The sequence below is a fragment of the Geobacter psychrophilus genome (assembly GCF_056821595.1).
Genome location: NZ_JBXDTU010000004.1, coordinates 1,823,925 through 1,844,791, shown reverse-complemented (window position 1 = coordinate 1,844,791; position 20,867 = coordinate 1,823,925). Strand labels below are relative to the sequence as shown.

Below are 20,867 nucleotides of genomic sequence, written 5' to 3'. Positions count from 1 at the left end.
CTATGCCTCGGAGAAGGTTACAAACTGATCGCGCACCAGCTTCCGCCACATCCGCATCACCTTGTCAAAGCTCAACGGATAGCGTGCCGCATCAGCCGGATCATCGGCATTGATTGCTGCAAGCGTTGACCAGAGTAGCTCCGGCCCGTACTTCGCCTCATCCTGCGCCTGGCTTGCCTCACGAAGCTGTGCGGTAAAATTTCTGCCGTCCCGGTCAATGCGCTCCGCCCCGCAGGCCCAGGCCAGCGCCCACAACAGACCTTCCAATTTTGACCGTGAGCCATGCAGCTTGGGCAGAATCTTCTGGACAACGACCGCATCCATGGCGCCGTCGAACCAGTCGCTGTTATCGTCCGCATAACCGCCAAGCTGATTGTAAAAATGGATAAAGCGTGCCGTCTCATAGCTAGTGCGATAACCGAATTCGGCATTGTGCTCGCGCAGCAGGTTGAAGAAAAGCAACATCTCGCCTTCAAAGTCCGCTTTAACAATTGCAGGGACTTCCCGACCTTTGTCGCCGGCAGCCTCTACAAATCCGCTGCCGAAACCGGTTCCTTTGCCGTCCAGCTCCTCAAGCCTGGGGGCTTTGGGCGAACCGAGAAACGCTGCCAGCTCGGCAGGCTCCATCCTGAATTCGATTACATTGGCGCGGTCCAGGACCTTGGGCGAGAACATGTAAGTCGTCTCATCCACGTTTACCGTGCCGATGATGAACAGGTTGTCCGGCAAACGCAGCTTGCGCGGCACCGCCCCGCCGTCAGCCATACGCTCCGTCCCCTCGTACAGCGGTATTTCCTCGCCGGATTCTATCGCCGAAAGCATGTCGGCAAAATAGCGCTCCACATGGGAGAGATTCATTTCGTCCAGTATCAGGAAGTGCGGGATAGCAGCGTTTGCCGGGTCAAGCGCGTGGCGGATCAGTTCAAGAGGTGGCTTGGTTATGTAAACTCCAGCTTCCAGGCCGTTCGGGTAGCCGATGATGTTCTCGTTGCCGGTCCAATCAGCACCGACTGGTACAAGCGCGTAATAATGGTTGGGGTTCTTACCTTGTGAATGATCGGCATCATCGATCCAGCCCGGATCGGGAGTGATCCAGCGAGCGAAAGCCTGGGCGATTTTCGTTTTTCCGGAACCGGCGAGACCCGTAAGGACAAGAAAGCGTTTGCTTATCAATGACGCAGTAAATCGTTTCAGTAGATTTGCATCTACAATAAGAGCTGCGTCATCCAAAGATTGCAAAATTGCTTCTATAATTGAATTGTTAAAAACAAACGAAGCGTTTGGATCTGGTGGAGGCAGTAGAGTATTCAAGTTTTCAATCTTTGAAAGTTTTTCACGTCCAATTAGTTTTTCCAATTGAGAAATAGCCCCCCGAGTTGCTTCGGTCTCATTACCGTAAATGGACCAGTATAATGCGTCTGGAACCACTCCTGGGCCAAGTTGGGCGAGTACTTCATCTGTAAGGGCAAACGTATCTTTAGCTTTATTATGCGGATAAAGTTTACCGTCAGTAGCAAGAAAAATTGCGCAGTTTTGATTCCTGACGCCGAATGTTTCGCCAACTGGATTTGAAATCATTGCATTTAATCGCACCAGCAGCGTATTGAGATCCTGTCGGACAAGGATAGCTGTATGCAATTCCGATTCTGGGCCAAGCTGAATTCGAGAGAACACACAAAGAGCTCCAACCGATTCATCAAGATTGTCAAGGTTCGGAATGCCACAAAGAAAACCGCCTGTTACAAACTTTGCAGAATTGGAGGTCCCGTAACACTCCCGGATGCCGGAGTTTTGTAAAGGTGTCGCTAATGTTAGCGTTCTACGACGAAAATCTGCATTGGTTCCAGTTTTAGCCATTTTGATTATCCCGACCTTCTCGTATTGAAATGATCTGCTAAACCTCATTTTGTCAGTCTATTAGAACTCTCCTCACTTCTTGTGCAACAGCATAGGCAAGCAAGGGAGGTACCGCATTCCCAATTTGCTTTAACTGTGAATTCATACTGCCTGCCAAATTGAACGCATCCGGAAACGATTGAATTCTTGCCGCCTCACGTAGCGATATGCCTCGTGCTTGGTCACTATCAAAGTGAATGTGTGAGTAGGAGTCTTTTCCTATGTGTGCAGGAAGGGTCCTTGAAGGATGTTCAGGCGACATCTTTCTGAACTTGTTGGGGTACCGTCCGTCCTTATAGGGTGGCACAACTGCTTTTCTTATGGATTCCCACTCTTCACTCCCCGGTTTTATTGTTTTTCCAGATTCCTGCTCGTACGATTGTATCCGTTCCTGAAATATTTTTTCTGCAACTATTAATGCCTCCGGATACATTCCGTCATGTGGCATTCTTCTGAAAATTTCGTAGTCCCTTGGTGTGTAGCGAATAATATGACCGGTAAAATGTTTTGATTTATTTTCAAAGCGAGGCCATGTTCTCATTTCTTTGGTAAACCAATTACTTTTTTTCTCGTATTCAACTTGATTTGAAACACTTCTTGGATGTCCCTTCCCCCTTCGCCCGTCAAGATGATGAAGTATTGGTGGCAGGTCGGCAAAAGCTGTTGAAACAGAGGTCGCTTGAAGCGGGTCTGCTGTTTTTTCGCAGTGGTCAACATAGTGATCACAAGGTAAGCAAACCTCAGGTGAACCTTCACCTGCTCGTGAAGTCGAATATCCAACAGGCAGTTCATATCCAAATTGAATTGATGGGAAAACAGGCAGCTTTTTAAGCGACTTGTGAATACCAATAATAAACATCCTCTCGCGCAGTTGTGGCACTCCGAACCATACTGCATTTAGAAGAGTGTAGTTGGTCGTATAGCCTAATGCCTCTGCTGTAACAGCAATTTCTTCAGCAATATTTTTCCCAACGTGTTTGCCGATTTCGCGTACATTTTCCATCACAAAAGCCAGGGGTTTCAACGTGGCAACGTAGTGCAGAAAATAGTGATACATGGTTGCCCGTTCATCATGTTCATGAGCAAATTTTTCACCCGCCAGGCTCCAAAGTGCAGCACGGCCAAGTCTGGAGAACGCTTGACATGGTGGCCCGCCAATTACGATATCAGCAGCTAACTCAGTTGAATTCACAGAATTTCTGATATGTGCAACGGCATCTTCTGGTTCAGTACTTTTGATATCTGCAAAGGATCTGTAGGTTTCAGCTAAAGGGCCGCTGCCAAAGTTAAGTTCGTGAGATTTTCGTGCATCATCATTTAACTCAACTGCACATATTGAACGGAAACCTGCACGGTCGAACCCGAGGCTGAGGCCACCACATCCGGCGAATAAATCGACAGTTCGGAACTCCCCTCGACTCCGAGCCGCCGCAAGTTTCTTTTTGATAAGTTTGGCTGTCAATTTGGCTTCATTGTCGGTTTCTTGAACGACCTGAATTTCAGATATATTTTCAAGCGAATCATTAGTGACATCACGGTTAATCAGTCCGCTTTTCTTTGAGATAGATTTTTTTATTGGAATGGGATTCTTCTTATTTTTTGTAGTCATAGCTTCTTTCATCTCGCTTTTTTATTACACAAACGTTACTTGAAGTCATGTTATGGGATGAAATTTCAAATACATCTGAACCATTTACAATAAAGCCGGAAGCTATCTCTTTGAATCGATTTAGCTCTATATCTGAAAATTCTGAAGACTGCTTGAATGAACATTCCCAAACTATCAAGATGTGCCAGCCAGCTCTTACGAGCGCTTCACAGTTTAAGGTGTCTCGTATTTTATTTTTCGATAATTTTTCGACCCACCATTCTGTTTTGGTTTTGGGGATTGTTGCATCCTTACACCCGTCATGACTATGCCAGAAACATCCGTGAACAAATACAGCCGTCTTCCATTTCGGCAAAACTATATCCGGCTTTCCTGGCAGTTCTTTCACATGGAGTCTGAAACGGTACCCTGCCGCATGAAGTGCTTTCCTTACGGCAAGTTCCGGTTTCGTATCCTTACCACGAATCCGGCTCATGTTCCAGGAACGCCTTTCCGGGGCGAGACTATCTGTCATTTCTCATTACTCATCTATCAGCTTTTCCTTCCCCGGCGGCAGAAAATTCTCCCCCGTAACAACATTTCTGCCGGTTTTACCCTTAAGATCCCGGCGCGCCTTACGGACGATGCCGCCGTCCTTCTTCCCCGCAACCCCTTACTCCCCATCCGTCCCAATCAACCCTTTTGCATCGCTTCCATCAAGCTCAAGAAACGGCGGCGTGTTCTTGATCCGCTTCTCAACATGGCTGATATGCTCTGCAGGCGGAATATTTTCCGGCATGGCTCCACCGATACGCTTGATCGCCTCGCGAACTTCCCGGCCAACAGCTTCATGGGTGCGGATTGCCTGCTGCTGGTCCTTTGCCGGAGTACGGGCAAGCTTGTCGCGTGTCTGTGTCATACGGAACTGATTAGCGGCAAGTTCTGTGGTATCCATCCGATCCATCAGGTTGTCTTTTTTCGGAATCCCCTTGCGCTGCTTGATCCCTTCATTGCCGAGTCCGTTATACAGACCCTTGTAACCGGCATCGTGAAAAATTCCGAACATTCTGTCCTGTACACCCGCCTCACGGGCTGCTCCGGAAAGCGCCTTGAATTCTTCGCTGGCCTGCTTTCTGATTTCCAGCCGTTCTAGGTCTGCCGCCAAGGCATCAGATATCTCCTGACGACGAGCCTGAATTGCGAAATACTTCTGCGCTGCGGCAATTTCCGGTTTACGAGGATCGCCGTTCTGGGCTATCAGGTAACAAGCAAAGCGCGAAAGGTGGAAATCGGAAACTTCTCGAAGAGCCCCTTTACCGGTTGCGATCATTTTGCCGGCGCCGGCAAAATGATAATCAGGATTATTTCCCGACTGTCCGCATGAAGTCATAGCTCTGTTGATTGCATCTTCAAAACGCCGCCATTGACCATACCCCAGCAACGGCTGAAGCTCCCGGGCACTCCAGTATTCAGCGCCATGTTCGTTCGTCTTTTTCAGCTCTTCAAATGTGACCGATCCGCTTACCGGCAATGATTTGTTTACCATGTCTAACACCACCTGTCTGTTATTCAGCAACGTTGTTATTATCAGCTTTCATTCGTGTGTCTTTACCACAGAACCAGCCAGATAAATCAGAATAACATAAGCGTATGACAGCCTACGTCATTTCAGAGGTACCGTTCACTTTCGACGGTAAAAACTCCACTGCATCTTCCAGCCCCAGAGCACGATACTCCACCTGGTACCCCTGATATTCCTGCAAAAGCCGTTCAGCCTTGTGCTGCAGGGCCGGCAAGCTGATCCTGGATTTGTTCCGTTTGATCTCGGCAATCACCAGTTCTTTATGAAGGTCGTTCACCGCAACCAGGTCGATCTCGTTCTTGTTACCACGCTCCCAGTAACCGCCGTCTCTTTTTGATGTAACAATTGTTACTGTAATGGCTGTTACTATAATACTTACCGTGAATGGGTAGGCATCTGATGTCTGAAGCGAAAATCTTTATCGGACAGATTGGTGGTTCTATCTGTCGTATAAACGGTTTTTACGACAAACCTCCAGATTACTTCTACCGCGACAGCACCGGATACAGCTCCGGAAAAAACCAGCCGGCAGCATGAATCGGAAAGCCAATCCTGACTTCACCCTTGGGGGTGTCGGATACCAGCAACCCCTCGGCCACCAGTTGGGCCAGCAGGTTTCTGCCGGTCCGCTCTTTCAATCCGGATTCTTCGATGACTGATCCCCGTGGCGCTTCGCCCCGTAGAAGGACCTCTTGCAGCATTCTGCCAGCTTCCGGGCGGAGATTGTCCATGCCGGGCGGATTGGGGATTATGGCGGTGCCGCGCAACTGCACATAGCTTCTGACCCGCTCCACCAGGCCGTCCAGTTGCAACAGGGTATTCATGTACTCCACCTGATCAAGGCAGACCTCCAGGAAAAACCGGCAGAACTTCACCAGCCCTTCGTTGGACAGATTTCCCCTGCCGTCCAGATCATTCCGCCGCGGCGCATCGGCCCAGGTGAGCGCCGACTTGTAGTCCGTATTCCGACGGGCCAGCCCCCGGCTGACCGACCAGAGACCGAAACCATGCACAGGAATCCGGTGGAGATACGCTTCTGTGAACAGGCGCGCCACCCTGCCGTTGCCGTCCAGGAACGGATGAATCCACATCAGCCGGTGATGGGCAGCTGCTGCCGCCACCAGCTTGGCAGCGCCGTGATGCTTTTCGGGAGCATACGATTCGCCGAACCTTACCATGAATGCGTCCAGGCTGTCATGCCCTGGTGGTTGGTGCTGTCCGACCTTGACAGGTTGTGTGCGCAGCTCACCTGGTATCACCCGGCTTTCACGGCCAGTATCCGGATTCGTCATAATCTGGAATTCTTCAGGCAGCAGCTTGAAAAACTCCCGATGCAGCGAACAGAGAAACTCCTGTTCGGCGATGTTGGGCGGCGCTTCCCCCTGTAACCACGCTTCCATCTGCCGCTGTACGGTGATGTGGGCGACGCTTTCCAGTTGCAGGTTGCGCTTGGCCGGTTCGGCGTCGTACTGCTGCTGCATGGCTCTAACGATGTCGTAGGGGTGGGTGTTGTGACCTTCAATGAGATTGGAGTAGTAGCTGTTGATGATGCGCAGCAGTTCGCGCAGGGTTCGCAGGGTAACCGGGTGCTGCCTGGTGCCGAGAGAGGCCGAGCGCTGAACTACCTCCAAGGCCAGATCCTGAAGATCATCGGCCCGTTCCGGAAGCAGTGGGGTCATCTGACTGATTGAGTCGGGCATGGCGCGTTCCTTATTGCCGATTTATCTGCCGGTCACTACTGAGCGCAACAGTACAGCTGTATTGAATAAATTGCAAGAAAACTCACCTGTACCCGAATATATTTGCCGATTACGGTGCCGATGGGTAAAGTAAAGACCGGCAGTGCAAGCGTTGCGGCATTTTTGGTGCCTGTTTTGGATACTAAAATGCCACCAAAGCAACAATGCCGCATTGAAGGTACCTTTTTTGTATCCAAAAATGCGCCATTGCCTGAAGGTGGCAAAAAGCTCCCCATTTTAGGTACCAAATTGGTATCCAAAACAGCCACCATATTACTACCCGTAATGGTATCCCAAACAGGCTCCCAAATTGGATGCCAAACAGTCGCCATACCGAACGACTGCAACAAAAACGAAAAAGGCTCCAGGTAAGGAGCCTCATTTCAAAATATGCCGTGATGTCAGGAAATGCGTCGCGTTAGATTGCCATACGGTCAGCTATTGCTGCCGAGGCCGATGGCCTTTTGCCACCGCGAGAAGTCACCTTCCCGATTCGCCCCCTGATTGTTCAGCGTGGGACTGTTCTCCGCTGCTATCCTTCGCACAGTGGCCGGTCTGGATAGAACCTGCAGATTTGCCTGAAGGCCGGCTCTGCAAGCCACCGTGTGCCTCAAGTGAGGCAGAACGCCACGGAGCGTTGTATATGGAGTGATTTTAGCCAATTTAGCCCACTACCGTCAAGTGTTGACCTTCTTGTCGTCTTTCTTGTTTCGATTGAATTTTGCAAGGGCATTCCTGGCCTTTTCCAGTTCCCGTTCGACTTTTGGTATTTCTCCAAGCTTCTCGTCACACTTACGGATTTTTTCTTCTGAATTTACCGTTACAGCACGACAGATCAACAAATCTTCGTGAAGGCGATTTTTCAAACTGTAAAGCTCGCTATTCAATTTTTTGGCCTCACGGATTATATCCTGTGCCTCAAAGTCCGTTCTCCAGGCATCTAATTTGATCTGATTGGCTTCTAAAAGTGCTTTCTGGGAAACCTCTGCAATCGCGAATTTTCGTCGGGCAAGTTCACCGATACAGAAGCCGATGCCCAGAGCCGGGATAATGCCGGCCACCATATACGGCCAGGCGGCAGGGACACCGTCCCAACCGTATTCCATTCCCTTGATTATTCTGTAGCCGAGGAACTTGTTGTCTTTCTGCCCCATGAGTATATAGCACGTCTTCGGCATCTGGACCCCCTTCTCATCGAGACGTACTATCGCCAGGTTCGGCATAACCCACCAGTTCAGCCAGCAGAACAGAATAAACATCACCATCGCAATCAGTATCCGTGCCACGTTCATCCTGGATTTAGCCTGCATTTTTTCATAATCAGGAAAACTCATCGTAAATATGCCTCCGTAGTATCCGATGCAAAATGACCGACCTCTTGGGCAACAGTTCCTTTTGCATCATCGTAATTCATACCGTTTCTCTGCAATTCTTCCATCCGCTCCTGGGCATAGCTATGGCGTAGGCCGTGCGCCCCGGTGGAAAAACCCAACTCCCGCTGACTGGCTGCCGAAAAGCTTTGACTCCATGCCCGGCCACCGCCGATGTCGTAATGCTGGGTGTAGTTCACTCCCCGATCAATTACCGGTCGCGGTTCGACAAGACTGGCTGCCTCCAGCCGTGCTGCCAACTCCTTCGACAGCAGGACCTCTCTGACCAGACCGCCTTTCCCCTCCACCGTGTAGCGCTCACCCTCCCGGCCAGTGAAACGCTCAGGACTCCACTCTCGGTGTGTCGATGCCTTCTGTTCGCTGGTCGGCCTGATCGTCAGCAGTTCATGTGCCCGTAAGCCGGAACAATGGGCAATTTGTGTTGCCAGACTGTTTCGTTCCGACTGGGCGGATGCAATGCGTTCTATCTGAGCCGCCGTGTAGCTGCGGGTGGAGAGGTGGGTTTCCTTCTCGCTTTTGATGACATCGAGCTTTATGCCCAGATGCATCTGGAGCGCCTGCCGATCGAGATCCAGGGTTTTCTGGGAAACGATCGCGGCCCGGCAGGTGAGATACTGCATGGCAATCTCTCGGGTCATGTTGCGGAGATCTCCCAGCCGGTTGTCTTGCATGTACCTGGCGCTACCCTTGAGTGAATTCCCATAGCCCCGGGCCGTACCGACACTATGTATCTTGCCGTCGTCCCGGTGATCATGACGTCCAGTCCCCAAGGCCACCTTTTGCGATACGGCGTGAACGGACTGTGCCTTCGGTGATCGGAAGCTCGGCATCAGCTATCCTCCTCAGATTGAATCGCTTCATGTTCGTCAACTGTTGCCGCATGCACCTCCGGCAGTTTTTTCAGATAACGGTCAATGGAACTGCGGTTGACTTTGCAGCGGTGATTCACTCTGAGCCACTCCACCAGGTCGGCACAGGATGCTCCGGCCTGTTTCATGGCAACCAACTCGGCTCGATATTTGTCGAGTCGGCTCTTGCGGTACAGCTTGCGCCGCGCTTCGGTGCGTCGTGCGCGGATTTTCTCAATCTCAATGTGCGCATTAAATGTCTCGTGATTCTTATTCATGTGGATGTCCTCCCTGTAGTGATGCGTTAACGTATGAAAACCAGCTCCGGTTCTCTCACCGCGCTGTGTATGCGAATACTGACACAGCGCGGAAAAAGAGGGGGTAAGGCAAAAACCAGTCAAAACCATTGACTGCGAACAACTTCAAACCCCGAAACCGTTACGTATTGATAACCCCTCTGATTCCGCTTCGCGCGGCAGCGCGAATATCCATGAACGCCAGTAAATGCAAACGGCTTGCTGCCTGGTACTCGGCTTCCTCGCGAGACAGACCGCCGTCATGCTCCATGATGGCGGCACGTTCCTCCCACTCTTCCCAGAGGCGACCGATATGCCGCCGGTCATACGCCTGACAGTGCCGGGTAAGCAGCTCACGTTGTAGCGACAGATTGTCAGGTGTCAGTCGGACGATCTCTGCCGCCAGATTGTCAAACGCTCCCCGGGTTCTCAGTTCACCGGATTCAGTCAGCCATGCTTCAGGTTCAGCTACCAGTGATTGAATCTTCTCGACTTTTCCCTGTAACTTTTCCAGGAGCGCCAGTGGAATCTCGATAACCCTGCCCGCAGGGATCAGCCCTTTTTTCGTTTGGAACGATTCAATGACCCGCGCCTTCATGGTGACATCTCCAGTAAATCAGCTTCCGTCAAAACAAATGCTTCCGTTTCGGGGTTTTTATCCGTAACAACGTCACAACCCTCACTGGCTGCGGGTTTACGTGTGACGTTTTGCATTTCGTCAGGGTGACGTGACGGATTATCCGTCACAGCTAAAGCCGCATGAATACTGGTTTGTGACGTTGTTACGGATAATTCGGGGGGAATGGACAGATAACGTGAAAAAACTTCTCTGAATTGATCAGCGGTGTACCCTTTTGCGGTCTCGATACCGATGCGGATGGTATGGGAGAGGATGCCGTATTCCTTGAGACGCTTCGCCACCTGTCGCGGTGTGATCGCATTGCCCCGGTTGAAGGTCGCCCAAGGTTTCTCTCCGTCGGTGCATAAGAGCCGAATCAGTTCTGCCGTGGTGATCCGGTCCAGGTCATTACCCAAGATCTCGCGGATGTCGGTCAGCAGTTCCGTTCCTACCGTCTGTGTATCACTGTCGCTGCCGGACAGTTTCAGCGCTGCTGCAGTGCCAAGCTGCAGCCATTCAATGCCCGCTGCCATGGCGATGGCCAGCAGCGGTTCCCAGTTGTCCTGGGCCCGGTCATTCAGACTGTGGGGGAGTGGCGGCCGGGCCTGTCGTACCTGATCGCTGTAATCCTCGGCAAATCGTGCCAGTTTCGAACGCAAATCATCAAACAGGCCAGGTTCGGCATAGCGAATACGCTCAACCTTTTCATGGGGGAGTTTGCGCCGCAATTCAAGGATGACGGCCCGATCCATGAGGGTATCGGCGACATGACCGATGCCGGCCAGGGCCTTTGCTCCCCAGGTGTTGAACTTGGTCGGGGTATAACTGTCACCAACAGTACGGATGACATAGGCGCTCTCCCTGGTATGGCCGCTGTTGAGAATCCCCCGCAGCTCCTCGTTGTCGCGCATGAAGGCATCGGCCTCATCAATCAACAGGGTTGGACACCAGGCATCAATGGTCCGGTACAAGGCCGCCGGGGAAATGCTGCTGGTGGTGATCGCCCTTGCCGACAGTCTTCCCAGCAGGAAAAGGAGCTGCGACTTGCCGCAGCGCTTCTCGGGAGCGGTAATGACCGCCAGAGGGGCAACCTGTACGACCTCGATAAACCAGGTCATGGAGGCCCATAGGGCGACGGCATGAGCGGTATCCCGGTCGCAGACGATGAACCGCCGGACCGTGGCGGCAATCTCGGTCAGCAGTTGCGCAGGGTCGACCGCTTCCGGCCATGGCTCAATCTCGGTAAAGGGGAGTTCTTCAGCTATCGGTCCTTTGCGGGCATCCTGGACAGCGGCATCCAGGGTGACGGGACGGACACCGAGCGCCTTTGCTTCCTGCTTGCGAACCTGGTCATACTGTAACGGGGAGAGTCTCGATAGTCTCTGGATGACGGCATCAAACTGGTAGTCGGGAGGACTGGACTCAGCGGACGACGGTATCTGGTCGGCAGGCACTGATGCTGCTTCGATACAGGCTGCTAACGCTTCCGGGCCTGCCAGGCGAGCCAGATCATTGAAGTCGGTATCATCATCTTTCCTTGTCGCGGGGAAACGGGGAATAGCCAATAGTCCACCAACTGCCCGCGCAGCTTCGGCGGCTTTGGTCAAACCGGGATTGCCTTCGGTGAGATGATCATCATCGGCACAAATGACCAGAACCGTATCGGGATACTTTTCCCTGAGAGCCACGGACATCGGTTTCAGGTTGCTGGCAGAGAAGGCGCAGGCTACAGCATGGCCAGTGATCTCGTGCAGGGTGGCTCCGGTGGCAAAGCCTTCGGCAATCAGGATCTTCCCGTTCGGCTTACCGATCGCGTGGTAGCAACCGGTTACGGCGGTGCCGCTTTTGAAACGTTTGGTACCATCCGGCATGATGAACTGCAGACCGTGAAGCACACCATTGATGTCTCGCACCGGAACCATAAGTGAACGGCTCAATTGTCTGATTCCATAAGGAGTTATCTTCTTTGCCACCAGGTACGGATGCCGTGCCGTGACATCACGACCTTTCTCCCAGAGTTCCGCTGATTTTTCCCGGCACTTGGCTCTGAGTTCTGCCTCAATGCTAACGGCTTCGGCTTTTGCCTGTTTTACCCGCTCCAGGAAGACGGCCTGCTCTTCCGGTGACCTGTCCTTTCGGGACTGCCAGTTATCTGATATACCCTGCCGCCAGCAGCCGAAGACGCCGCTTTCGCAGTCATCGAAGAGTTTGCACCAGCCGGAAAGATCTCCCCGCCGGTCAATGGTGGCAAATCTGATCATCTTCAACGGTACGAGTGATTCATATGCCGGTGCACCGCCGGTTACATTACGGATGGTATCGATAAAATGTTCAACACTCATCAATTACCCCCTTGAATGCCGTTCGATCAGTGCCCGAATATCCTCAACCCGCCATGCTGTTATTCTGGGGCCTAGCTTTACCGGCTGGGGATAGCGCCCGGACCTCACACCCTCCCACCAAGTCGAACGGCTTACAGGGTATCGCGCTTTTATGGGAGGATCGGCCTTGGCATCGCCGATTATGTCGGGTAACCGAACAAAGCCGGTTTCGGGTAAGGAATCACTGATCATAAAACCTCCATGGCATGGTCTCTCATTAACGGACATGTGCGGACTTGTCTGGATAACACTGTCCTATCTGTAATATCTTCCTGGGGGGAAGGTGCATCAGCATTCCATTCACCGGTTCCTTCAATGTCCGGCCAGAAAAACAAAAAACGGCCACTACCCCGTTTCGGGGAAATGGCCGTTGCATTTTGATGCATGGGAGACCCAATCCTTATGACAGCAGTTTGAATATTGCTGCTGCCGGGTCTATGCCGTGACCGTTGGCCCGCCATGCCGGACCGTATCAATCAATTTGAGACGTTATAATACCGTCTCAACCGATTGCGTCAAGGATATTTTTGAAAAATAGTTAAATAAAACAATATGTTACAAGCAGAAACGTCCAGAAACAACAATTAATTAGTCAGCCTGCGGACCGCTCAGATAGCTGTATGACTTTTGCAACAGACTTCAGGTTTTCGAGATAGTCAGCCCATGTCTGCATCATCTTCTTTCGCGCCGCCAGGTGAGTTGTGCGATTGTAGGCGCGCCCAAGGGAATCCCTGACTACGTGAGCCAGTTGATGTTCGATGATCTCAGGCTGAACATGCAGAACCTCTTCAAGTATTGTCCGAGCCATCGCCCTGAAACCGTGGGCGGTCATCTCGCCTTTTTCATATCCCATGCGCCGGATCGCTTGATTGATCGTAACGTCGCTGATCGGTTTCAGGTTGGTCGTCAGACTCGGAAAAAGATACTTTCCGTTGCCGGTTACCTTTTGAAGTTCTTTCAGGACACCTATGGCCTGTTGTGCCAGCGGGACGAGGTGCTTTTCACCTTTACGCGATTCCTTCAGGCGCTTCTTGAGTTTCATACGCTCGATCGGCACGTTCCATTCGCCCGCATCGAGATCAAATTCTGTCCATTCCGCCAGTCGCAATTCACCCGGTCGGAGGAAAACGAGAGCCGACAGGCGCAAGGCACATTTGACGACGAACGAGCCGTTATAATCATCGATGGCGCGGAGGAAGGGGGCGACATCTTTCGGGTCGGTAAGGGCTGCGTGGTGTTTGGGGATGACCGGTGTCAGCGTGCCTCTCAAGTCTGCAGTGCAATCGCGCTCAGCCCGTCCGGTAGCGACGGCATACCGCAAAACCTGCCCGCAGATCGATTTGACCCGGTGGGCGGTCTCGATCTTTTCACGCGCTTCGATCTTACGAAATACCTGCAGCATGTCGGTCGCTTTGAGTTCTGAAATTGCTCGTGTTCCCACATGAGGAAATACGTCGCGCTTCAGGCGGCTGATAACCGTTGCGGCGTGGGTTGCTGCCCAGACCGGCACCTGGCGGTTGTACCATTCCAGGGCGATTGCCTCGAAAGTTTCCGTTTGCTGGGCCTGCGATTGTTTTTCGGCTTTGCGGGCATCACCCGGGCTTATTCCGTGGGCAAGCAGTTTGCGAGCATCCTCACGGCGCTGGCGGGCTTCTGCGAGTGAGATTTCAGGGTAGGTACCAAGGGAGAGCAACAGTTGCTTCCCGTCGAAGGTATAGTTGAAGTGCCAAAGCTTCCCGCCTGTCTTCTTTACGAGAAGCACCAGGCCGTATCCGTCAGCCAGCTTGTAGTCTTTGTCTCTGGGTTTTGCGTTCTTTACCTGCACGTCAGTCAGCGGAACTACTCGTTTCGGCATAAATCACCTCGTTTTTATGGTATCCGAATTTTTTTATGGTATTATGGGTAAAAAAGTACCATAAAAAATACCAGATGTCAAAAGACGAGGCTGGATGTGTTTGGACGCAAAAACAGCAAAAGCCCCTGATTTCTCAGAGGCTTTCGGACTGTATCGGACATCGCCAGATTGTTAAATGGCGGAGAGAGAGGGATTCGAACCCTCGGTACGCTATTAACGTACACACGCTTTCCAGGCGTGCTCCTTCAACCGCTCGGACATCTCTCCACAAAATCGAAAGGAAAATATAATCGAAGCGGATTCATTTGTCCAGCTTTTCATAATATGCCTGGAAATCGGCCGCTGAAGGTTGTACATTTCGGGCAGGAGAAACGAAGGACATGAAGATAGGAATCATCACAGCCATGCCCGAAGAAACCCAGGCTGTCATCCGGGCAATCGGCGGCACACACAGAGTGCGACTCGGCAAAATGGCCGTGCAGAAGGGGTCGCTGGCAGGACATGATATCATGATCACAGAGGCCGGCATGGGCTTCGACAATGCTGCTCGAATGGCCGAAAAACTTCTTCAGCAGGCAGGTCCGGATCTGATTATATCGGCAGGATTTTGCGGTGGGATCGCAGCGGAACTTCTGGTCGGGGATATCGTGGTGGCCACGGGGCTGGCGATTGTCTCTGAAAAAAATCTGGATCATGTGCCGGTAGAGATCCCGTCAGCCTGCAGGAATTTTGTAGTCCGCCAGGCGGCCGAAGGTCGCCGTGTGTTCGGTGGTATGTTCGCCAGTACGCCGGCTATTATGCAGAAGAGCCGACTGGCGGCACTGCTGCCTCCTGATGCCCCTTTCCCGGTGGTGGAAATGGAGAGCGCCGCCATAGCCATTATTGCGGTTGAAAACGGTATCCCATTCTGCGGAATCCGTGCTGTCAGCGACCCGTCTGACGAAGAGCTGGGATTTTCACTGGACGAATTCTGCGATGATCGGATGCGCATCCGCATACCCAGGGTGCTGCTGACCATCTGCCGCAAGCCGCGCATCATCCCCCAGCTGATCCGCCTGGCCCGCAACAGCCGCGTCGCCGCTGCCAGTCTGTCACAGGCCGTCGAGCGGTTTCTTTCCGTTCTGTGATGTATTCCCTGCCGGTGACCAGGGGTAATCCCTGATGTGCTCGCCGAACTCCTCCTTTGAATAACGGTTCACCCGGCGCAGTGCCAGCATAACGGTCATCAGTATCGGCAGCGTGTACATCAGCATCCCCTCCAGTGCCATAAACGGCTCCCCGATCCAGAGTGTCACCCCCCAGTTGAACAGCAGCACCGACAGGTAGAGCACCGGCCCGATCAATGATCGGAAGGGGAGGTTGCAGACCCCCTGCGGTGGATCCGTCAGACGGCGGGCATCGATCAGCTGAAAGGCCCCCACCAGGAAGAGGCTGGTCAGCAGCCAGCCCCAGTAGTTGGAGAGCGGCACACCGAAATGGATGCCTTGCTCTTTATAGCCGTAGATCTGCCCCAGAAACCAGCGCCGTCCCTGCAGGGCCACCGGGTCAATGACTATATCCAGAAAGGTCTGCAGGAAGGCCCCCAGGATCAGGGCCGACAGGGAACGACGGATGCGGCGGGTCTCCAGGGTAACCACATTCCCGCGCCAGGCCCGGAGCGGCGAGAGGATGAACAGGGCGGTGGCGTAGCTGCAGTAGGCCAGGAAGACGTAGGACAATGAATCGAAGAACGGCACCCCGGCCACCCACAGTTCGCGGCTGCTGGTGGTGTCGATATAGTAGTACCAGCCGTAGGGGAAGCCGGTGTTGATCGAGAGCCACTCCGAGGCAAAGGCGATCACATAGCCGCACCCGGTAAAGGTCAGTGTGCGTCGCCAGCCGACATGCGGGACGCAGGCCAGCAGGAAGGCCGCGAAGAAGGCAAACACGTAGGGACGCATGGTGAAGGTGCCGATGAGGATGTCCATGGGAAAGCCTTTTGAAAGATTAAATCCCTTCTCCCCGTGGGAGAAGGTGGCCGAAGGCCGGATGAGGGGGAGCAGTGCAGTATCAGCCCGCATTGCTCCCTCACCCTAGCCCTCTCCCACAGGGAGAGGGGACTGTTTGGTCTTGTCAGGTATTACTTCTGACTCACCTGCAGCGCCTGATCGATATCAGCGATGATGTCGCCGGCGTCCTCAATGCCGATGGAGAGCCGGATCAGGTCCGGCTTGACACCGCTGGACTTCTGCTGTTCTTCCGACAGCTGGCGATGGGTTGTGCTGGCCGGGTGCAGCACGCAGCTGCGGGCATCGCCGACATGGACCACCAGCGCCACCAGCCGGGTGGCCTCCATGAACTTGCGGCCGGCTTCGGCGCCCCCCTTGATGCCGAAGGTCAGCACGCCGCTGCACCCCTTGGGCAGGTACTTGAGTGCCCGGTCGTGGGTCGGGTGGCTGGAAAGTCCTGGATAGCAGGTCCAGCTGACCAGCGGATGGGTGTTCAGAAATTTGGCGACTGCCAGGGCGTTGTCGCTGTGGCGCTGCATGCGCAGGTGCAGCGTCTCAAGTCCCAGGTTGAAGAGGAACGAGTTGAGCGGGGCGGGCGTGGTGCCCAGGTCGCGCATCAGCTGGACGCGGGCCTTGATGATGTAGGCCAGCGGGCCGAAGGTCTTGACGTACTCTAGGCCGTGGTAGCTCTCATCCGGTTCAACCATTTCCGGAAAACGGCCGCAGCCCCAGTTGAAGGTCCCACCGTCCACGATCACACCGCCCACGCTGGTGGCGTGGCCGTCGATGTACTTGGTGGCCGAGTGGATGACGATGTGGGCGCCATGCTCAAAGGGGCGGCACAGGTAGGGGGTACCGAAGGTGTTGTCGATGATCAGCGGCGCCTGCATCTCGTTGGCTATTGATGCGAATTTCTCGAAATCAAGGACGTTCAGAACCGGATTGCCGATGGTCTCGGCAAACAGGCAGCGGGTGTTGGGTTTGAAGGCCTTCTTGATCTCCGCGGCCGATGCCTCGGGGTCGATAAATGTTACCTCGATGCCCATCTTGGGCAGGGTCACGGCGAACAGGTTGTAGGTCCCGCCGTAGAGGGTGCTGGCAGTGACGATATGCTGGCCGGCCTGGCAGATGTTCAGGATCGCCAGGGTTGTGGCGGCCTGGCCGGATGAGGTTGCCATGGCGCCCACGCCACCCTCCATCTGGGCGATCTTGCGTTCAAAACCATCGGTAGTCGGGTTGGCCAGGCGGGTATAGAAGAATCCGGCCGCCTCCAGGTCGAACAGCTTGGTGACATGCTCGGCGCTGTCGTACTTGAAGGTCGTACTCTGGATGATGGGCAGGATGCGCGGCTCGCCGGACTTGGGCTCGTAGCCCCCCTGCACGGCGATGGTGTCTATTTTCCAGTTTGGGTTCATGTGTGTGGCTCCTTTTTCCAGGTTGATATTTCTGTAACGGCTACGAGGTTGACCGGCTAGCTTTGGGAGCCGGTCCAGGCGCAAGTTGGGAACTTAATATTCGTGTGGCCCTCCAGGCTTCCAACCTCTGATAATCAGAAATGCTCCCATGCTTGATGTGATTCTCCTGCTCCGGTGTTAACGAACGACCGAAGCCTGGACAGTAAATATACAGATGGATAGCAATAATAACTGACCATGCGAAAGGGAACAAGAGTAATACTAGTAAAATACGTAGTAGTATCTTTGGCTGACTGAGTCGTTTCTGAAAAGACCCACGCACAACAAAAATTGCGTATATTGCTCCGCCAATGAGAGTTGAGCTGCCAGCTAAAACAACGAACATAATGCCCGATAACCCTGCTGATACAGAGCTATCGGAGCGACACAACATCGAGTCTTCAAACGGATACACAACAGTACTGAGAAATGAGCAAAATGCGATAATTGAAAATATTACAAAAAACAATAATGAGCGTTTCATAAAAGCCTCATAACGTATTATTGAGTGGTTTACGTGTGCATTGCATAAACCGCTGATCTACTCAAATGGAACATTTCATCAATTCAAAATCTTCTATCCTTTTTCCGTCACCTGATATTTTTGCATGCGGCTATTTGGTTTATCCGGAATGGTCATTTCGATCAACTCTGCCGCCAGTAATTTCCCGAACGATTTTTCGAAGTTACCTGTTTTCTGCTTATACCCCAATTGCTGCAAAAGAGAGCTGCGTCCGAGCGGCTCTTTTTCAATTGCTTCATCAGTATTGGAGAGTTCGACTGGGGCATCCACAGGGGCTTCGACTTGTGCGGCAACTTGTGCGGCAACTTGTGCGGAGCTATCCAATAGCGTTACTTCAAAATACATCCCGGCCTTGCTGATGTCGACGCCAGTCGACGGCGTCGCCGCGATTCCAGAAGATGGTGCGATCGGTTCTGGTCAAAGCTTCACCCGATAAAACTCCGCTGCATTATCATAAAAAACCCTCCGGGCCGCCTCATCCCCCAGCGTATCCACCACCAGCAGAAAATCCTCGTCTGAGTAAGGTCGCGGCGCGCGGGTGGACGGCAGGTCGGTGCCAAACATCAGGGCCTGGGGGTTGGCGGCATACAACTCTCTCAGTGCGGTCGCAACGTCAAAGTCCACCCGTCCGAAACCGGTGGCCTTGACCCGCACGCCCCGCTCGGCCAGCTTCAGCAACGCCCCGAAACCCTCCTGGGCCAGTCCCAGATGATCGATACTTACAGAAGGCAAGCTGACCAGCGTATCGAACAGACCATCCAGCTCCCGTGAATCCACATACAGCTCCACGTGCCAGCCGACCAGGTCATGCACCCGCCTGGCCATGGCCTCCAGGTGGCGCACATCCTCGGAACCGCCCCGCTTGAGGTTGAAGCGCACCGCCCGCACGCCGGAGCTGTCCAGGTCCAGGATCTCCTGATCCTTGACAGAGGCTGGCAGCTGGGTGACCCCGACAAACTGCGGGCCGAGGGTGTGCAGGGCATCCAGCAGGTAGGGCTGGTCAAAGGCCTGGAACGAGCCGGAGACGATTGCCCCGCCCCGCAGGTCGTACTGCGCCACCTGTGCCCGGTAGTCGCTGCAGGTCAGATCGTCCGGCAGGTAGCCGTTATTGGGAACGAGCGGAAAACGGCGGTCAATGATGTGAAAATGACTGTCGAAGAGCGGGAAACGCTTCAATTTTGAAGCATCGGGCATTCAGATGGCTCCTTGAAGGGATTGCCCTCGAACAATCTGCGCATATGCTTCGAGTACCGGTTTGTCAGCTTCAAGCCAATCCAGGGTGTGCAGTTTTTCCGGCGGCAGCCAGGCAATTTCGGCGTGTTCGTGCAGGGTGATGGTGTCGGAGTCAAGTGTGCAGACAAACGGATAGAGCGTAACCGTGAAGTTCTCATAGCTGTGGGTGTGAAGAGGCAGCGCCTGACCAATGGTGATAAAAACCCCCATCTCCTCCATCATCTCTCGCTGCAAGCACTCTGCAGCAGATTCGCCCGCCTCCAGCTTGCCGCCGGGGAATTCCCATTTCAGCGGCAGGCTCATGACGGCGCTGCGCTGGGCAGCCAGTACGAGGCCGTCGCGCTCGATGACGGCACAGGCTACGTGGATATGGCGGGCGGCGCTCATCAGAAAAGGGTGCCGACAGCACTGCCGATGACCGATATGGGCCCGGTGTCCTGCAGCCCCTCCATGGCCTTCTCGGTTTTCTTGAGGGTTGAGAGGGCGTCGCGATAGAGCTTGTCGTCGTTGACCAGCTTACCCATGGTGCCCTGGCCTTCGTTGATCTTGCGGGTGATCTCCTTCAGGTTGACGACTGTCTCCTTGAACTCATTATACAGGGCCGGGTCATTGACCAGTTTACCCATAGTGCCCTCACCCTTGTTGATGCGCTGGGCGATCTCGTTTATGTTCTTCATGCTGTCGTTCATCCCCTTGACCGCGGCGCTGCCCTGGTTGTAGAGATCCTCATCCGTCAGCAGCTTGCCCATGGTACCTTCGCCCCGTTCCAGCTTTGCGCTGACCCGGTTCAGGCTGGCGGTCATGGCCGTGGCGTTGTGATAAAGGGTTTTGTCGTTCAGCAGCATGGCCAGGGAGCCGTCGCCCCGGTCGATCTTGGCAGTGATGCTGGAGAGGCCGGTGAGCGAATCCCGAATCGTGCCGCGGTTCTCATCAAGGATGGCCGTGATCTTGCCCAGGACCTCGTTCTGGTTGCGGTTCAGGTCGAGTACCAGCTGCCGGGAATCCCTGGCCAGCACACTCAGGTTGTCCATGAGGGAATCGATGCCCTGTGATTCGGCGCTTTTTACCGTGCTGCCGGCCGGGAGGTCGGGCGCCCCTGCTGTACCGAAGGAGAGGCTCAGGAATTGTCCGCCCAGCATGCTGGCCATGCGGATGCCGGCCAGGCTGTCCCGCTTGATATGGGTGCCGGGATTGACCTCGAAATCGACGCGTACGCGATCATCCAGCACGGCTATGCGCGAGATTGTACCGACTTCGACGCCCGCCAGCTTGACGGAGTCACCCTGCTTGAGGCCGGTGGAGGAGGTCAGGTAGGTGGTATAGGGCAGGCCGTGATCAAACAGTTTCCAGCGGTTGCCCACCTCCAGCATCAGGCCGAACAGGGCAATACCGCAGACAAAGAACAGGCCGACTTTTGCTTCATGAGACAGGCGCATGGTGGCATCTCCTGCAGATGGCGTGACAGAGGAAGTCA

Annotated in this window: 20 protein-coding genes and 1 tRNA gene; 1 reads left to right on the top strand and 20 read right to left on the bottom strand. The window is 53.7% G+C overall.

The genetic code is table 11. The annotated features are described in order from the left end of the window. From ACOCF6_RS10975 to ACOCF6_RS10910, 14 genes are all read right to left on the bottom strand, one after another. A complete protein-coding gene (locus tag ACOCF6_RS10975; protein WP_482460424.1) occupies window positions 1–1,857 on the bottom strand; it encodes an McrB family protein in 1,857 nt (618 codons plus the stop codon). A gap of 52 nt (window positions 1,858–1,909) precedes the next feature. Beyond that, entirely contained in the window at window positions 1,910–3,505 is a 1,596-nt protein-coding gene (locus ACOCF6_RS10970; RefSeq protein ID WP_482460423.1) for a DNA cytosine methyltransferase, read from the bottom strand. Continuing rightward, the gene (locus ACOCF6_RS10965; protein ID WP_482460422.1) at window positions 3,489–4,019 is read right to left on the bottom strand and encodes a very short patch repair endonuclease; all 531 of its coding nucleotides are present in this window, start codon (window positions 4,017–4,019) and stop codon (window positions 3,489–3,491) included. The genes ACOCF6_RS10970 and ACOCF6_RS10965 overlap by 17 nt, the downstream gene beginning before the upstream one ends. Before the next feature lie 138 nt (window positions 4,020–4,157). After that, the gene (gene dinD / locus ACOCF6_RS10960; protein ID WP_482460421.1) at window positions 4,158–5,030 is read right to left on the bottom strand and encodes a DNA damage-inducible protein D; all 873 of its coding nucleotides are present in this window, start codon (window positions 5,028–5,030) and stop codon (window positions 4,158–4,160) included. A gap of 112 nt (window positions 5,031–5,142) precedes the next feature. Beyond that, window positions 5,143–5,412 carry a DUF234 domain-containing protein gene (locus tag ACOCF6_RS10955; RefSeq protein ID WP_482463330.1) on the bottom strand — a complete coding sequence of 90 codons (270 nt, stop codon included), beginning with the start codon at window positions 5,410–5,412 and terminating at the stop codon, window positions 5,143–5,145. A gap of 139 nt (window positions 5,413–5,551) precedes the next feature. Then, window positions 5,552–6,766, bottom strand: a complete 1,215-nt coding sequence (locus tag ACOCF6_RS10950; protein ID WP_482460420.1) for a Fic family protein — start codon at window positions 6,764–6,766, stop codon at window positions 5,552–5,554. Between the two features lie 35 nt (window positions 6,767–6,801). Continuing rightward, window positions 6,802–7,137 (bottom strand): hypothetical protein, encoded by a 336-nt coding sequence (locus ACOCF6_RS10945; RefSeq protein ID WP_482460419.1) that lies wholly within the window; start codon window positions 7,135–7,137, stop codon window positions 6,802–6,804. Between the two features lie 345 nt (window positions 7,138–7,482). Next, the gene (locus ACOCF6_RS10940) at window positions 7,483–8,139 is read right to left on the bottom strand and encodes a hypothetical protein (RefSeq protein ID WP_482460418.1); all 657 of its coding nucleotides are present in this window, start codon (window positions 8,137–8,139) and stop codon (window positions 7,483–7,485) included. Beyond that, window positions 8,136–9,026 (bottom strand): site-specific integrase, encoded by an 891-nt coding sequence (locus ACOCF6_RS10935; RefSeq protein ID WP_482460417.1) that lies wholly within the window; start codon window positions 9,024–9,026, stop codon window positions 8,136–8,138. Before ACOCF6_RS10935 ends, ACOCF6_RS10940 begins: the two co-directional genes overlap by 4 nt. Next, window positions 9,026–9,322, bottom strand: coding sequence for a hypothetical protein (locus ACOCF6_RS10930; RefSeq protein ID WP_482460416.1), 297 nt, complete (start codon window positions 9,320–9,322; stop codon window positions 9,026–9,028). The genes ACOCF6_RS10935 and ACOCF6_RS10930 overlap by 1 nt, the downstream gene beginning before the upstream one ends. A 160-nt stretch (window positions 9,323–9,482) precedes the next feature. Next, on the bottom strand, window positions 9,483–9,938 hold the full coding sequence (locus ACOCF6_RS10925; RefSeq protein ID WP_482460415.1) for a hypothetical protein: 456 nt from the start codon (window positions 9,936–9,938) through the stop codon (window positions 9,483–9,485). Further along, entirely contained in the window at window positions 9,935–12,301 is a 2,367-nt protein-coding gene (locus tag ACOCF6_RS10920; protein WP_482460414.1) for a DUF3631 domain-containing protein, read from the bottom strand. The genes ACOCF6_RS10925 and ACOCF6_RS10920 overlap by 4 nt, the downstream gene beginning before the upstream one ends. Before the next feature lie 631 nt (window positions 12,302–12,932). Further along, window positions 12,933–14,195 carry a tyrosine-type recombinase/integrase gene (locus tag ACOCF6_RS10915; RefSeq protein ID WP_482460413.1) on the bottom strand — a complete coding sequence of 421 codons (1,263 nt, stop codon included), beginning with the start codon at window positions 14,193–14,195 and terminating at the stop codon, window positions 12,933–12,935. A 176-nt stretch (window positions 14,196–14,371) separates the two neighbouring features. Further along, window positions 14,372–14,462: transfer RNA gene (locus ACOCF6_RS10910), tRNA-Ser, on the bottom strand. 113 nt (window positions 14,463–14,575) lie between these two features. On the opposite strand from ACOCF6_RS10910, the gene ACOCF6_RS10905 reads away from it, so the two are divergent. Next, the gene (locus tag ACOCF6_RS10905; RefSeq protein ID WP_482460412.1) at window positions 14,576–15,322 is read left to right on the top strand and encodes a phosphorylase family protein; all 747 of its coding nucleotides are present in this window, start codon (window positions 14,576–14,578) and stop codon (window positions 15,320–15,322) included. Here the strand turns inward: ACOCF6_RS10905 and ACOCF6_RS10900 are convergent. The 6 genes from ACOCF6_RS10900 to ACOCF6_RS10875 form a co-directional block, all read right to left on the bottom strand. Then, the gene (locus ACOCF6_RS10900; RefSeq protein ID WP_482463328.1) at window positions 15,287–16,162 is read right to left on the bottom strand and encodes a carotenoid biosynthesis protein; all 876 of its coding nucleotides are present in this window, start codon (window positions 16,160–16,162) and stop codon (window positions 15,287–15,289) included. The two genes, ACOCF6_RS10905 and ACOCF6_RS10900, sit on opposite strands and share 36 nt — an antisense overlap. Window positions 16,163–16,314: 152 nt before the next feature. Continuing rightward, on the bottom strand, window positions 16,315–17,598 hold the full coding sequence (locus ACOCF6_RS10895; protein WP_482460411.1) for an O-acetylhomoserine aminocarboxypropyltransferase/cysteine synthase family protein: 1,284 nt from the start codon (window positions 17,596–17,598) through the stop codon (window positions 16,315–16,317). Between the two features lie 616 nt (window positions 17,599–18,214). Further along, entirely contained in the window at window positions 18,215–18,505 is a 291-nt protein-coding gene (locus ACOCF6_RS10890; RefSeq protein ID WP_482460410.1) for a Fic family protein, read from the bottom strand. A 72-nt stretch (window positions 18,506–18,577) separates the two neighbouring features. Further along, entirely contained in the window at window positions 18,578–19,354 is a 777-nt protein-coding gene (locus ACOCF6_RS10885; RefSeq protein ID WP_482460409.1) for an amidohydrolase family protein, read from the bottom strand. Beyond that, entirely contained in the window at window positions 19,355–19,780 is a 426-nt protein-coding gene (locus ACOCF6_RS10880; protein ID WP_482460408.1) for a (deoxy)nucleoside triphosphate pyrophosphohydrolase, read from the bottom strand. Further along, the gene (locus ACOCF6_RS10875) at window positions 19,780–20,829 is read right to left on the bottom strand and encodes an MlaD family protein (RefSeq protein WP_482460407.1); all 1,050 of its coding nucleotides are present in this window, start codon (window positions 20,827–20,829) and stop codon (window positions 19,780–19,782) included. Before ACOCF6_RS10875 ends, ACOCF6_RS10880 begins: the two co-directional genes overlap by 1 nt. Window positions 20,830–20,867: the final 38 nt, after the last annotated feature.

What these genes read in the sequence shown, in the direction of transcription:
- ACOCF6_RS10895 (WP_482460411.1), bottom strand. Translation starts at nt 17,598, where the DNA reads ATGAACCCAAACTGGAAAATAGACACCATCGCCGTGCAGGGGGGCTAC.
- ACOCF6_RS10875 (WP_482460407.1), bottom strand. Translation starts at nt 20,829, where the DNA reads ATGCGCCTGTCTCATGAAGCAAAAGTCGGCCTGTTCTTTGTCTGCGGT.
- ACOCF6_RS10915 (WP_482460413.1), bottom strand. Translation starts at nt 14,195, where the DNA reads ATGCCGAAACGAGTAGTTCCGCTGACTGACGTGCAGGTAAAGAACGCA.
- dinD (WP_482460421.1), bottom strand. Translation starts at nt 5,030, where the DNA reads ATGGTAAACAAATCATTGCCGGTAAGCGGATCGGTCACATTTGAAGAG.
- ACOCF6_RS10945 (WP_482460419.1), bottom strand. Translation starts at nt 7,137, where the DNA reads ATGGCGACTGTTTGGCATCCAATTTGGGAGCCTGTTTGGGATACCATT.
- ACOCF6_RS10885 (WP_482460409.1), bottom strand. Translation starts at nt 19,354, where the DNA reads ATGCCCGATGCTTCAAAATTGAAGCGTTTCCCGCTCTTCGACAGTCAT.
- ACOCF6_RS10950 (WP_482460420.1), bottom strand. Translation starts at nt 6,766, where the DNA reads ATGCCCGACTCAATCAGTCAGATGACCCCACTGCTTCCGGAACGGGCC.
- ACOCF6_RS10905 (WP_482460412.1), top strand. Translation starts at nt 14,576, where the DNA reads ATGAAGATAGGAATCATCACAGCCATGCCCGAAGAAACCCAGGCTGTC.
- ACOCF6_RS10935 (WP_482460417.1), bottom strand. Translation starts at nt 9,026, where the DNA reads ATGCCGAGCTTCCGATCACCGAAGGCACAGTCCGTTCACGCCGTATCG.
- ACOCF6_RS10925 (WP_482460415.1), bottom strand. Translation starts at nt 9,938, where the DNA reads ATGAAGGCGCGGGTCATTGAATCGTTCCAAACGAAAAAAGGGCTGATC.
- ACOCF6_RS10920 (WP_482460414.1), bottom strand. Translation starts at nt 12,301, where the DNA reads ATGAGTGTTGAACATTTTATCGATACCATCCGTAATGTAACCGGCGGT.
- ACOCF6_RS10965 (WP_482460422.1), bottom strand. Translation starts at nt 4,019, where the DNA reads ATGACAGATAGTCTCGCCCCGGAAAGGCGTTCCTGGAACATGAGCCGG.
- ACOCF6_RS10890 (WP_482460410.1), bottom strand. Translation starts at nt 18,505, where the DNA reads ATGTATTTTGAAGTAACGCTATTGGATAGCTCCGCACAAGTTGCCGCA.
- ACOCF6_RS10975 (WP_482460424.1), bottom strand. Translation starts at nt 1,857, where the DNA reads ATGGCTAAAACTGGAACCAATGCAGATTTTCGTCGTAGAACGCTAACA.
- ACOCF6_RS10900 (WP_482463328.1), bottom strand. Translation starts at nt 16,162, where the DNA reads ATGGACATCCTCATCGGCACCTTCACCATGCGTCCCTACGTGTTTGCC.
- ACOCF6_RS10970 (WP_482460423.1), bottom strand. Translation starts at nt 3,505, where the DNA reads ATGACTACAAAAAATAAGAAGAATCCCATTCCAATAAAAAAATCTATC.
- ACOCF6_RS10940 (WP_482460418.1), bottom strand. Translation starts at nt 8,139, where the DNA reads ATGAGTTTTCCTGATTATGAAAAAATGCAGGCTAAATCCAGGATGAAC.
- ACOCF6_RS10930 (WP_482460416.1), bottom strand. Translation starts at nt 9,322, where the DNA reads ATGAATAAGAATCACGAGACATTTAATGCGCACATTGAGATTGAGAAA.
- ACOCF6_RS10880 (WP_482460408.1), bottom strand. Translation starts at nt 19,780, where the DNA reads ATGAGCGCCGCCCGCCATATCCACGTAGCCTGTGCCGTCATCGAGCGC.